This is a genomic window from Desulfovibrio sp. (assembly GCF_019422935.1).
GTDB lineage: Bacteria > Desulfobacterota > Desulfovibrionia > Desulfovibrionales > Desulfovibrionaceae > Desulfovibrio.
The window spans coordinates 81,628-95,475 of the sequence record NZ_JAHZCJ010000006.1; the positions used below are offsets into that span (position 1 = coordinate 81,628).

General features: G+C 57.2%; 5 protein-coding genes. All 5 read left to right on the forward strand.

The annotated features are described in order from the left end of the window. Window positions 1–51: 51 nt before the first annotated feature. The 5 genes from QZ383_RS09220 to QZ383_RS09240 all read left to right on the forward strand — a co-directional run bounded on the left by QZ383_RS09220 (window position 52) and on the right by QZ383_RS09240 (window position 13,800). Window positions 52–2,295 carry a SpoIIE family protein phosphatase gene (locus tag QZ383_RS09220; protein ID WP_291444872.1) on the forward strand — a complete coding sequence of 748 codons (2,244 nt, stop codon included), beginning with the start codon at window positions 52–54 and terminating at the stop codon, window positions 2,293–2,295. Window positions 2,296–2,410: 115 nt separating this feature from the next. Next, entirely contained in the window at window positions 2,411–3,751 is a 1,341-nt protein-coding gene (locus tag QZ383_RS09225) for a hypothetical protein (protein ID WP_291444874.1), read from the forward strand. 480 nt (window positions 3,752–4,231) lie between these two features. Beyond that, window positions 4,232–8,368, forward strand: coding sequence for a DNA-directed RNA polymerase subunit beta (gene rpoB / locus QZ383_RS09230; RefSeq protein ID WP_291444875.1), 4,137 nt, complete (start codon window positions 4,232–4,234; stop codon window positions 8,366–8,368). A 118-nt stretch (window positions 8,369–8,486) separates the two neighbouring features. Beyond that, complete coding sequence (gene rpoC / locus QZ383_RS09235) at window positions 8,487–12,656, forward strand: DNA-directed RNA polymerase subunit beta' (RefSeq protein ID WP_291444877.1); 4,170 nt, start codon at window positions 8,487–8,489, stop codon at window positions 12,654–12,656. An 859-nt stretch (window positions 12,657–13,515) separates the two neighbouring features. After that, window positions 13,516–13,800 (forward strand): hypothetical protein, encoded by a 285-nt coding sequence (locus QZ383_RS09240; protein WP_022658301.1) that lies wholly within the window; start codon window positions 13,516–13,518, stop codon window positions 13,798–13,800. Window positions 13,801–13,848 lie beyond the last annotated feature (48 nt).

The window sequence follows — 13,848 nt, forward strand, 5'->3', positions numbered from 1 at the left end:
GGTTCGGGCTTTCCTAATGCATAGCGGGCAAGCCCGCAAAGGCGGGCCGCCATGCACAAGTTATTTCACAAATGGCTTTTTATCTGCATCTTTCCCGCCTTTTGCCTCACGCTTGCCGCATCCTACCTGTTGCAGACCCGTCAGGCCGAAGAAAACGCCCGCCATATGCTTTCCAGCAATCTGGACGATGGGGAAAAATATCTGCGCATGGTCATCACCAACGCCGCCTACATCCGCGAAATTTCCGATGCTGGCGCGCTGACCAAGGCGCGGGCCTTTGCGGCCATAATCACGCAAAACCCAAACATCCTTAACGTACCAACCATCCTGCACTTTTTGCGCAAACTGCTGGATGTGGAAGAACTGAACGTTGCGGACGACCGGGGCGTAATCATAGCCTCCACGGGCCCCTTTGCAGGCTACGACATGGCCTCCTCGCCGCAGTCAGCGGCATTTTTGCCAGCCCTGCGCGATCTGGATTTTGCCCTTGTGCAGGATATTGAAGAGCGCGGTGCTGACCGCATGCCTTTTCAGTATGCCGGGGTGGCCCGCCGCGACTGCACGGGCATTGTGCAGATCGGCTATTCCCCCAAGCGCCTGACAGCCGCCCTGCGCGCCGCCGCGGTGGATCAGATCGCCCCGCGCTACCATATTGGCTCCAACGGGTTCATGGCCATCTCCATTTACGGGGCCGTCATCAGCACGGGCAACGAGGCCGCTATCCCCCTTGGGGCGAATGTGGATGCCCTCGGCCTCATACAGCCAGACGGCAAGGGGCTGGTTTCCATTCTCGGCAAGCAGTACATCTGCCAGAACATAGAGGTGGAGGGCTACACCCTCTTTGCCCTGCTGCCGCGCAGCGAGGTGTTTTTCTCGCGCGACAGCATGCTCCTGTACATCGCGGCCTGCAATCTGGCGCTGTTTGCCGTGATTTTCTGGATGGTGTCGCATCTGGTCAAACGGCTGGTCATCAACGATGTGTACCGCGTCAACGAAGACCTGCAAAAAATCACGTCCGGCAATCTGAATGTGGTGCTCAACGAGCGCACCACGCCGGAATTCGGACTGCTCTCGGACGGCATCAACAAAACCGTGCAGAGCCTCAAGGCGGCCATCAGCGCCGCAGCGGGGCGCATAGACGCAGAGCTGGAATTTGCCCGCGCCATCCAGTGCTCCTCGCTGCCAAGTGTTTTCCCCGCCTATCCCGAGCGGGAAGACTTTGACATTTTTGCCGTCATGCGCGCCGCCAAGGTGGTGGGCGGCGATTTTTACGACTTTTATTTGCGGGATAAAAACCAGCTTGTGATCGTGGTGGCCGATGTGGCGGACAAGGGCATCGGCGCGGCCCTGTTCATGATGACGGCCAAAACCCTGATCAAGAGCCTTGCGGAATCGGGCCTTTCCCCGGCAGAAATATTCACGCAGGCCAATAAGCGCCTCACGGCGCATAACGATCAGGATATCTTTCTCACGGCTTTTCTGGCTGTGCTTGACCTCACCACCGGGCGGCTGGTCTGCGCCAATGCCGGGCATGAGCATCCGCTGATATTCAGACGCGCCGAAGGCCGCCACGCATGGCTTGAGGCAGGCCACGGCCTGCCGCTGGGGGCCATGCCCAATTCCCGCTACAGGGAGCAGACCTTTCAGATTGCCCCGGGCGACCGTATGTTGCTCTATACTGATGGCGTCAGCGAGGCGGAAAACAGCCGGGGCGAACGCCTTGGCCTCAGCGGCATAGAAAGCGCCGTGCTGGGCACAGAACAGATGGATGCGGAGCAGACCGTGCAGGCCCTGCTGCGCCGGGTGGACGATTTTGCCTCCGGCGTGGAACAGGCGGACGACATCACCATTCTGGCGCTGGAATTTACTGGTCTGGCCTGGGATGAACTGCTCGTAACGGCGGATGACGCCCATCTGGAAACACTGCTGGCCTTTCTGGAAGAAAAGCTCAAAGTCGCCCAGTGCCCTGCCGCCACCCTGCCCATGCTGCTGGTTACGGCGGAAGAAGTCTTTGCCAACATCGCCCACTATGCCTACGCCCCGGATCAGGGAACAGTGCTGGTGCGCTGCCGTATGCGCTCCGGGCCGTTTCAGGCCGTAATGCAGTTTCAGGATACAGGCCGCCCCTTCAACCCCCTGCACCAGCCGGACCCGGATACAAGCCTGCCCGCCGAGCAGCGCCGCGAGGGAGGTCTGGGCATTGCCATGATGCGCAAGATCATGAGCAGGGTGGAATATGCCCGCACTGCGGACGGCAAGAACATTTTAACCCTCTGGAAGCAGGAAGACGCCTGAGCGCCGGGGCCGGGCACGGCCCGTTCTGATTCAGTCCGCGCCAGCCTCCTGCGTCATGTGCGGCATCTTCGCCGCGTGGTTGCCAGTTCTGCCAATGCCCACAGGGAGTTGCATCATGGAAGCTAAAAAAGCCATCATCGAGGCAGTGGCAGAGTACCTTGCCCCCCTCTTCGGCCCCGCCACAGAAATTCTGGACGATGACTACACCAGGGAAAATTTTGAAGACCTTGCCGAAATGAACGGCAGGCGCTTTATGCTGCGGGTCGCCCTTACCGGTCAGCCGGAGGATGAAGTGTACCTCTTCCGCGCCATTCCGTTTACAAAAACGGAACAGGCCATTGCCCGAAACATCCTTGAGGAATGGGAAAAAATCTTCACCACTCCTCATATAGATGATTATGCGGCTGTGTGCATACGGCAGGCGCAGATCATCGGCATTGCCAAAATACTCTCGCCAGCGCGCCATACAACGGTGCTGCGCATGTTGAATCTGCTGTCGTTCTGGTCGAGCGAAACGTACGAGGGCGACAAGATATCCTTCTGCGTGGGCATTGACGAAGACGATCCTCACCCCGGCAGCGTGAATTTTTTTGATGCCAGCAAGGAGGACTACGCCAAGGTACTCACCTCCGGCTGCGACACACTGCTTGTGTGCAATGCCGAAGGCGGCATAACCGCTTACTGCGAGGCGGCATTGCCCGCAGAGGACAAGGCGGCCCATGTTTACGCGCCGCTGGCCTTTCTGCCCGTGGCCTACTGGACATCACAAAACAGGTGCGCCTTTTGCCTCAGCAGAAACGGCGACATCCTCATTTTTAAAGACAGGCAGTTATTTTTTGCCAAAAGGCGCGGCAATTGGCTGCATTTTTCACATCAAGCCTACCTTGCCGAGCTTGGCTATCAGGGGCAAGGCAGCAGCAGAGGCACCATCGAGGCGCTGTACCTGAGCCTGCTCGATGTTTCATTCCGGCGCAAGGGCGCGTGTATCGGCTTTTTCCGCACCAACGCCGTTACCCCGTGGATGATAAACGAGCGCCGCAACCAGCGCATTGGACAGAACATTTCCCAGGATGAACTGGTGCGCATTTCGCAAGACAGGCTGCACGGCTACCTCAACGAAATAGTCAGCCAAGGCGATATACTGGCGCACGATGCCAGCAGCAAAACCGCGCTGCTGCGCTCGGCCCTGCCAAGCCTGAATTTTGCGCAGATTCCGCGCAAGCTGCGGGCCGAACTTCTTTCCATTGATGGCGCAACCCTGATCTTTGACGATGGCAGCGTTTTTGCGGTAGGGGCTATCCTTAAAATTCCCGGCGGCAGCAGCAGCGGCGGTCGCAAGGCGGCTGCCATGACCCTGGCCGAACACGGCATTGGCATCAAGGTTTCCAACGATGGGCACATCACGGCCTGGAGCCGGAGAGCCGAGGACGGACAAGCCCTGTTTGAAATAGGCTAAGCCGCGATGCAATTTGAGGGGGCTAAAAAAACGTTTTTTTATGCGCCCGCCAGCACGGTTTGTGTGCTCAAACGAGAATAACCGCTCCACCCGGCATTTTTTTTGTCTTGTCATGAAGTTCCCACTGAGGTAAATTAATGAACAGAGGCTTTTTTATTTTTCTCTCCCGCTTTTTTTGCTTGCCAAGGACTCTGATTCCTAGTATGCATCCTCTTTCAACGATTGGTGCGGGAGGCTCCTTTCTGTTTTTCAATAACTTACTGACCAAGCATATATATTAAAGGTAATGCCCTGACCCCAGCCCTGTTTACCCAGACAGGGATGGGTTTTTTACGCCTTGCCCGCAGTAAGTTCTTTTTAGCCTTCCCACCAGATTACGCTTTCAGGGTGCAGTGACAGCAAGTTTTTTGCCCGCCGGCTTAGGCATGCTGATTTGTCTCGCGCAGCCGGGGCGCAACCGCTACCTATCTTGAGGTACCCATGGGCCAGCTCACCAAACAGTTCGGCAAGATCAAGGTTTCCCTCCCTATCCCACATCTGCTGAATCTGCAGATTGATTCTTACCAGAAATTCCTTCAGGAAGGCGTTTCAGATGCCGACCGCAGCCCAGAGGAAGGGCTGGAAGGTGTGTTCCACACCGTCTTCCCCATTGAGGATTTCAATAAGACCGCCAGTCTTGAGTTCGTCAGCTATGAAGTCGGCGAACCCAAGTACGACCAGGCCGAGTGCATTTCCAAGGGGCTGACCTACGAGGCACCCATGCGCATCAAGGTGCGTCTGGTTGTCTATGACACCGATGAAGCTTCGGGCAACCGCACCATCCGCGACATCAAAGAGCAGGATATCTATTTTGGCACCCTGCCCCTGATGACGGAAAAGGGCACGTTTATCATCAACGGCACCGAGCGCGTCATCGTTAACCAGTTGCAGCGCTCGCCGGGCATCATCTTTGAGCACGACGGCGGCAAGACTCACACCAGCCGCAAAGTGCTCTATTCCTGCCGCATCATCCCCATGCGCGGCTCGTGGCTCGACTTTGACTTCGACCACAAGGATATTCTGTACGTCCGCATCGACCGCCGCCGCAAGATGCCTGCCACCATCCTGTTCAAGGCCATGGGCATGAGCAAGGAGCAGATTCTGGAATACTTCTACTCGCAGGAGCACTACCGCATCGAGTCGGCCAGCAACCTGTTCTGGGAAGTGCGCAAGGACCTGTACCGCAAGGACAACGCCTATGCCGACATCATCGACGCGCAGGGCAATGTCATTGTCAAGGCTGGCAAGCCTATCACCAAGCGCAGCTGGCGCCTGATCTGCGAAGCGGGCATTGAAGCTATCGAAGTTCGCCCCGACACGCTGGACGCCATGTTCCTGGCTTTGGACGTGGCCGATCCCAAGACCGGCGAAGTGCTGGCCGAAGCTGCGGACGAAATCACCGCAGGCCTGCTCGACCGCTTCCGCGAAGCGGGCATCACGCGCATTGCCGTGCTGCACACCAAGGGCACGGATACGTCTTCGTCCATCCGCGATACCCTGGTCCAGGATCGCATCCCCGACCAGCAGAAAGCGCAGGAAGAAATCTACCGTCGTCTGCGTCCGTCTTCTCCGCCTACCCCGGAAATTGCGGCCAGCTTTTTTGACAACCTGTTCCGCAACGGCGACTACTATGACCTGTCGCCCGTGGGCCGCTACAAACTCAACCAGCGCCTGAGCCTGGATGAAGCTGACGACCTGCGCACGCTGACCGACCACGACATCCTCACCGCCATCAAGGTGCTGGTGCAGTTGAAGGACAGCCACGGCCCCGCCGATGATATCGACCACCTTGGCAACCGCCGTGTGCGTCTGGTGGGCGAACTGGTGGAAAACCAGTACCGCATCGGCCTTGTGCGTATGGAACGCGCCATCAAGGAGCGCATGAGCCTTCAGGAAATTTCCACGCTCATGCCCCACGACCTTATCAATCCCAAGCCTGTGGCGGCTGTGCTGAAAGAATTCTTCGGCACCTCGCAGCTTTCGCAGTTCATGGATCAGACCAACTCGCTCTCCGAAGTGACGCACAAGCGCCGCCTTTCGGCACTGGGCCCCGGCGGTCTTACCCGTGAACGCGCGGGCTTTGAAGTGCGCGACGTGCACACCTCGCACTACGGACGTATCTGCCCCATTGAAACGCCTGAAGGCCCGAACATCGGTCTGATCGTTTCGTTGACCACCTTTGCCAAGGTGAACGACTACGGCTTTATCGAAACGCCTTACCGCGTTGTGCGCGATGCCCGCGTTACCAATGATGTGGTGCACCTCGATGCATCCCGCGAAGGCGGTCAGGTTGTGGCTCAGGCCAACGCCCGCACCGATGCCGATGGCAACCTGCTTGACGAATACGTCACCGTGCGCGTCAAGGGCGAAGTGGAAATGAACCCGCGTGAAGAAGTGACCCTGATGGACATTTCGCCCAGCCAGATGGTCTCCATCTCAGCCGCGCTCATTCCCTTCCTGGAACACGACGACGCCAACCGCGCGCTCATGGGTTCAAACATGCAGCGTCAGGCCGTGCCGCTTCTGCGCGCCGAAAAGCCCCTTGTGGGCACCGGCATGGAAGTGGACGTGGCCCGAGACTCCGGCGCGTGCATCGTGGCTCCCGCTCCGGGCAAGGTGGAATATGTGGACGCAGACCGCCTCATCGTTTCCTACGAAGGCGATGTGTTCCCCAAGCAGGGCGGCGTGCGCGCCTATGACCTGCTGAAGTTCCACAAGTCCAACCAGAACTCCTGCTTTGGACAAAAGCCCACCTGCTACCCCGGCATGCCCGTGAAAAAGGGCCAGATTCTGGCTGACGGCCCCGGTATTGACGAAGGCGAACTGGCCCTCGGCAAAAACCTGGTGGTCGCCTTCATGCCCTGGTGCGGTTACAACTACGAAGACTCCATCCTCATTTCTGAGCGCACCGTTCGCGAGGATACCTTTACCTCCATTCATATTGAAGAATTCGAGGTAGTGGCCCGCGACACCAAGCTTGGACCGGAGGAAATCACTCGCGATATTCCCAACGTCAGCGAAGAAATGCTGCGCAACCTGGACGAAAGCGGCATCATCCGCATCGGCGCAGCGGTCAAGCCCGATGATATCCTTGTGGGCAAGATCACGCCCAAGGGCGAAACCCAGCTTACCCCTGAAGAAAAGCTGCTTCGCGCCATCTTCGGCGAGAAGGCCAGGGACGTGAAAAACACCTCCCTCAAGGTTCCCCCGGGAGTGGAAGGCACCATCATTGACGTGAAGGTCTTCAACCGCCGCTCCGGCGAGAAGGACGACCGCACGCTGGCCATTGAAAGCCACGACACGTCCGTGCTGGACCAGAAGGAATCTGATCACCTTCGCGCTTTGTCCGACCGCACCCGCGTTCAGATTGCCCCGCATGTGCTGGGCAAGCAGATCGCCGCCGCAGTGCCGGGCAAAAAGAAGGGCGAAGTGCTGGCCGAAGTGGGCGCAGCCCTGACCGAAGACGTGCTTGAGCAGATCCCCGTGAAGAAACTCGCGGGCCTCTTCAAGAGCAAGGAAGTCAACGACGCAGTGGCCGATGTGCTCAAGTCTTACGACCAGCAGGTTGAATACCTGAAGGCCATTTACGACTCCAAGCGCGAAAAGGTTACGGAAGGCGATGATCTGCCCCCTGGCGTCATCAAGATGGTCAAGGTGCACATCGCCATCAAGCGTAAGCTCTCTGTGGGCGATAAAATGGCTGGCCGCCACGGTAACAAGGGTGTTGTTTCCTGCATTCTGCCGGAAGAAGACATGCCCTTCTTTGCCGACGGTCGCCCCGTGGACATCGTGTTGAACCCCCTGGGCGTGCCTTCACGTATGAACATCGGGCAGATCATGGAAACCCACCTTGGGTGGGGCGCCAAGGAGCTGGGTCGGCAGCTGGCCGAACTGGTTGACTCCGGCGCGGCCATGCAGGTTGTGCGCGAAGAACTGAAGGGCGTTTACAATTCGCCTGAAATCAGCGCCCTGGTGGACAGCATGAGCGATGAGGAATTCAAGGCCTCCGCCCTCAAGCTGCGCAACGGTATTGTCACCAAGACCCCGGTGTTCGACGGCGCGACCGAAGAAGAAATCTGGGGCTGGATGGACAAGGCTGGTCTTGCCAACGACGGCAAAACCACCCTGTACGATGGCCGCACGGGTGTTCCCTTCAAGAACCGCGTGACCACGGGCGTCATGTACATGCTCAAACTGCACCACCTGGTTGACGAAAAAATCCATGCCCGTTCCACTGGCCCCTACTCGCTGGTGACGCAGCAGCCCCTCGGCGGTAAAGCCCAGTTCGGTGGTCAGCGTCTTGGTGAAATGGAAGTGTGGGCTCTGGAAGCATACGGCGCGGCCTATCTGCTGCAGGAATTCCTTACGGTCAAGTCGGACGACGTGACCGGGCGCGTGAAGATGTACGAGAAGATCGTCAAGGGCGACAACTTCCTTGAAGCCGGTCTGCCCGAATCCTTCAACGTGTTGGTGAAGGAACTCATGAGCCTTGGCCTCAACGTGACCCTGCACCAGGAAGAAGGTAAGAAAAAGCCCAAACGCGTGGGCTATATGAAAGAACGCGAGGAAGAGGCATAACAGCCCCTTTCTGCGGCCCCGGAAACGCGTTGCGTTGGCCGTGAGCGGTTATGCCTCTCACGGCCAACGACAGCATGGCTAACGATTTCAACGAGCTTTTTACAAAGCAAGGTATACTATGAGCCTGGACGATCTTTTCACCGCACGCGGCGCGTCGACCAACGTGACGAACATCCGCAACCTGAAAGCCATCCAGATTTCCATCGCATCGCCCGAGGCCATTCGTGAATGGTCTTACGGCGAAGTGAAAAAGCCGGAAACCATCAATTATCGTACCTTCAAGCCGGAACGCGATGGCCTGTTCTGCGCCAAGATTTTCGGCCCTGTGAAGGACTATGAATGCAACTGCGGCAAATACAAGCGCATGAAGCACCGCGGCATCGTCTGCGAAAAGTGCGGCGTCGAAGTTATTGCCTCCAAGGTGCGCCGCGAGCGCATGGGCCACATCGAACTGGCCGCGCCCGTAGCCCACATCTGGTTTTTGAAGACTCTGCCTTCCAAGATCGGTACCCTGCTCGACATGACCATGGCCGATCTGGAAAAGGTGCTGTACTTCGACTCCTACATCGTTCTTGATCCCGGTCAGACCAATCTGCAGAAGCGTCAGGTCATCTCTGAAGACCAGTACCTCCAGATTCTTGACCACTACGGCACGGACGAAGTTCTGACCGTGGGCATGGGCGCCGAAGCCGTGCGCAGCCTGCTGGAAGAGCTGGAGCTGGAAAAGCTGCGCGCCGAACTGCGCGAAGAAGGCGAATCCACCAAGAGCCAGACCAAGAAGAAAAAGATCACCAAGCGCCTCAAGATTGTTGAAGCCTTCCTTGAGTCGGACAACAAGCCCGAATGGATGATCATGGAAGTCATTCCCGTCATCCCGCCGGAACTGCGTCCTCTGGTGCCGCTGGACGGTGGCCGCTTTGCCACCTCTGACCTCAACGACCTTTACCGTCGTGTGATCAACCGCAACAACCGTCTGAAACGGCTGATGGAACTGGGCGCGCCCGAAATCATCATCCGCAACGAAAAGCGCATGCTTCAGGAAGCTGTGGACGCGCTCTTCGACAACGGTCGTCGTGGCCGCGCCATTGCAGGCACCAACGGTCGCCCGCTCAAGTCGCTTTCCGACATGATCAAGGGCAAGCAGGGCCGCTTCCGTCAGAACCTGCTCGGCAAGCGCGTTGACTACTCCGGCCGTTCGGTTATTACCGTTGGCCCTTACCTCAAGCTGCACCAGTGCGGTTTGCCCAAAAAGATGGCGCTTGAGCTGTTCAAGCCCTTCATCTATGCCGAACTTGAAAAAAGAGGCCACGCCTCCACAATCAAGAGCGCCAAAAAGATGGTGGAGCGTGAAGAGCTGGTAGTGTGGGATATCCTTTCGGAAGTGGTGCGCGAATACCCCATTCTGCTCAACCGCGCCCCGACCCTGCACCGTCTGGGCATCCAGGCCTTTGAACCCCTGCTGGTCGAAGGCAAGGCCATCCGTCTGCACCCGCTCGTCTGCTCGGCCTACAACGCCGACTTTGACGGTGACCAGATGGCCGTGCACATTCCCCTTTCGGTGGAAGCGCAGATCGAATGCCGCGTGCTCATGATGAGCACCAACAACATTCTCTCGCCCGCCAACGGCGGCCCTGTCATCGTGCCATCCCAGGATATCGTGCTTGGTCTGTACTACATGACCGCCGAGCGCAGCTTTGAGCAGGGCGAAGGCATGACCTTCTGCGCCCCCTGGGAAGTGGAAGCCGCCTATGACGGCGGACAGGTTTCGCTGCATGCCCGCGTCAAGGTGCGCATGCCCGATGGTCACGTGTACGACACGACCCCCGGCCGCGTGCTCGTGAGCGACATCCTGCCCGAAAAGCTGGGCTTCGAACACGTCAACTGCGTGCTCACCAAGAAGAACATTGCGCGTCTCGTGGGCGCGGCCTACCGCCACTGCGGCATCAAGGCCACGGTCATTCTGTGCGACCGCCTCAAGGACATGGGTTACGAATTCGCCACCAGGGCGGGCGTGACCATCGGCGTGAAAGACCTCACCATTCCTGAAAGCAAGAAGCACATTCTGGCTGCCTCGCAGGCGGAAGTGGACGACATTGAACACCAGTACCGCGACGGTATCATCACCCGTACTGAAAAGTACAACAAGGTGGTCGACGTGTGGACCAAGGCCACACAGGACGTTTCGGCAGAGATGATCAAGGATATCTCTTACGACATCCTCACCGATCCCAAGACCGGCAAGCAGGAAAAGAACCAGAGCTTCAACCCGATCTTCATGATGTCCAATTCGGGCGCTCGTGGTAACCAGGATCAGATGCGTCAGCTCGCGGGCATGCGCGGTCTTATGGCCAAGCCTTCTGGTGAAATCATTGAAACACCTATCACTTCTTCGTTCCGCGAAGGCCTGTCGGTGTTGCAGTACTTCACCTCCACCCACGGCGCTCGTAAAGGTCTGGCCGATACGGCTCTTAAAACGGCCAACTCCGGTTACCTTACCCGCCGTCTGGTTGACGTTGTGCAGGACGTTATTGTCTGCGAGCACGACTGCGGCACAGTGGACGGCATCGAACTGACCCACCTCAAGGACGGCGGCGATATCAAAACCCCGCTGGCCGAGCGCGTCATTGGCCGTGTGCTGCTCTACCCCGTGTTTGATCCCGATGATCCAAACACCGTGCTGATGCCCGAAAACACGCTTATCGAGGAAAAGGAAGCCCAGCTTATCAGCGACAAGGGCATTTCCTCCATCACCGTGCGCTCGCCCCTTACCTGCCAGGCCGAACGCGGCATCTGCGCCCTCTGCTACGGGCGCGACCTTGCCCGCGGGCACCTGGTCAACACGGGCGAAACCGTGGGTATCATCGCAGCCCAGTCCATCGGTGAACCTGGCACGCAGCTTACCATGCGTACCTTCCACATTGGTGGTACGGCTTCGAGCACCATTGAAAAGAACAAGTTTGAAGCCCAGAACGCAGGCCGGGTTATTCTTAACCGCGTGCGTTCCGTTACCAACCGTGACGGCGTTGAACTGGTGCTCGGCAAGAGCGGCCAGCTCACCATTGTGGACGCGCAGGGCCGCGAACGCGAAAAATACATTCTGCCCAACGGTGCACGCCTGCTCGTCCACGACGGTCAGGAAGTGACCAAGGGCTATGTGATGGCCGAATGGGATCCGTTCAACGAACCCTTTGTCTGCGAAGAAGAAGGCGTTATCCGTTTTACGGACATCATCGACGGCAAGACCGTGCAGGAAAAGGTGGACGATATTACCCGTCAGGCATCCCTGACCATTATGGAATACCGCACCACCAACTTCCGCCCGTCCATCTCCATCTGCGATGAACACGGCAGCGTCAAAAAACGCAGCCACGCAGGCACGGCGGCGGTTTACACCCTGCCTGTCGGCTCCATCATCATGATCAAGGACGGCGCAGACATCCAGGCCGGCGACATCATCGCCCGTAAGCCCCGCGAAACATCCAAGACCAAGGATATCGTGGGTGGTCTTCCGCGCGTGGCCGAGCTCTTTGAAGTTCGCAAGCCCAAGGACATGGCCGTGGTTTCCGAAATCGCGGGTACTGTCACCTACGCTGGCGAATCCAAGGGCAAGCGCAAGCTGGTGGTTACGCCTGAAATCGGCGAGGCCAAGGAATACCTGGTACCCAAGGGCAAGCACATTACCGCTGCTGACGGCGACTTTGTGGAAGCGGGCGATCCGCTGACCGAAGGCTACCCCGAACTGCACGACATTCTGCGCACCCGTGGCGAAAAGTACCTTGCCCGCTACCTGGTGGACGAAATCCAGGAAGTGTACCGCTTCCAGGGCGTGGGTATCGACGACAAGCACATCGAAGTTATTGTGCGTCAGATGCTCAAAAAGGTTACGGTTCTTGATTGCGGCGGCACCAGCTTCCTCGTGGGCGAGCAGGTGGACAAGGCCGAATTCAAGGCCGAAAACCAGAAGGTCATTGCCGAAGGCCGAGTGCCAGCTACAGCGGAACCGCTGGTGCTGGGTATCACCCAGGCTTCGTTGACCACCTCTTCGTTCATCTCGGCGGCCTCCTTCCAGGAAACCACCAAGGTGCTCACCGAAGCTTCGCTCAAGGGCAAGATGGACTACCTGCGCGGCCTCAAGGAAAACGTCATTGTGGGTCGCCTCATTCCTGCCGGTACCGGCTACCGCGAATACGTCAACGGTGATATCGTGGTTCCCGACCAGAAGGAACGCCCCGACAAGTTCCTTGAAGACCTTGAAGAAAATCCTGTGCTGGTTGACCTGAACAACTAGGCAGACGGAATAAACCGGGCCAAGGCCTGGAGACGTAAAGCCCCCTTCGGAAGCAAACTTCCGAAGGGGGCATTACGTTTGCGAATGGGGGCCTGCGGGGCATCAATTATACACCCTGGCCTTTTCTCGGCCTGTTTGCGGTCTGTTGCCCCCTGCTCCCTCCACGGCGAGACAGGGCACCCACTGCATGGCCCTCATGCCGCAGTAAGCTTCACTATTTCCAAAATCCTGCTGCCACATATTTCTGCCGCATCAGTTGCCCCCCGCTTCAGGGCCAGCGCATCAGCCAGGGCCTCCTTACGGCCCACACTGCCCCAGGAAGAGCCCAATCTGCTTCACAGAAAGTATCATCCATATTTCCCACACATACGCCTACCCTCTGCACAGCGCAAGTTTCCTACAAGCATGCGGTGTACTGGTTATCAAGACGCTAACCTGGCATTTACGCAGCGAATTTATGAAGTTTGTATACACAAACACCATTACTTATAGAAACAATAAGCAATCATTTAACTACGTTTATACGCAAATCATATGCACTTCTTCATGAAAATATTTTTTAAAACATTAACTGTATTATTTTACTATGCTATGACTGTGTTTATTACAATATCAATACATTAGCTTTTGCGACGATTGTACAATTTTTCTCATTCAAGATAGATTGTTAATCCTTTCAATGCTTGAGCTTAACTTGAAGTTTTTTGCATAAAAAAATCCATACCTCGTTGACACAGTATATTTAATATGAGAATAGTTTTGTACGGATTAATTACATCAAGTTTTTTATTAATTAATTGCTCTTTTTAACCGCCTCATATAAACTGGGGCGCGACTGCGGAAGACGCAGGGGGTTGTTATGTCAGCTTTGTCAGAACGCGATTATCTGGCCGATGAAATTTGCGAACTGTTCACCAAGCTCACAGGCGATGCGTATGCCGAAGACATGGCACGTGCGCGCAAGCTGGCCGAAGGGGGAAACCCTCACGATCACTGGCTGCACACCACCAGGCTTGACTACGAATCGCGCCTCTTCATGTACATGGCGGCGGCTTTTGCCATGCGCTGCATGAAGGGCGAACCCTACAAGTGCGCCGTCTTCATGCGCAGCGCGGCCGAGGCCCTTAGCCAGCCCCAGGACTAGGCGAATGTCGACAACGGGAAATCCCGACGCATGTGCGCGGGATTTCCC

What these genes read in the sequence shown, in the direction of transcription:
- QZ383_RS09220 (WP_291444872.1), top strand. Translation starts at nt 52, where the DNA reads ATGCACAAGTTATTTCACAAATGGCTTTTTATCTGCATCTTTCCCGCC.
- QZ383_RS09225 (WP_291444874.1), top strand. Translation starts at nt 2,411, where the DNA reads ATGGAAGCTAAAAAAGCCATCATCGAGGCAGTGGCAGAGTACCTTGCC.
- rpoB (WP_291444875.1), top strand. Translation starts at nt 4,232, where the DNA reads ATGGGCCAGCTCACCAAACAGTTCGGCAAGATCAAGGTTTCCCTCCCT.
- rpoC (WP_291444877.1), top strand. Translation starts at nt 8,487, where the DNA reads ATGAGCCTGGACGATCTTTTCACCGCACGCGGCGCGTCGACCAACGTG.
- QZ383_RS09240 (WP_022658301.1), top strand. Translation starts at nt 13,516, where the DNA reads ATGTCAGCTTTGTCAGAACGCGATTATCTGGCCGATGAAATTTGCGAA.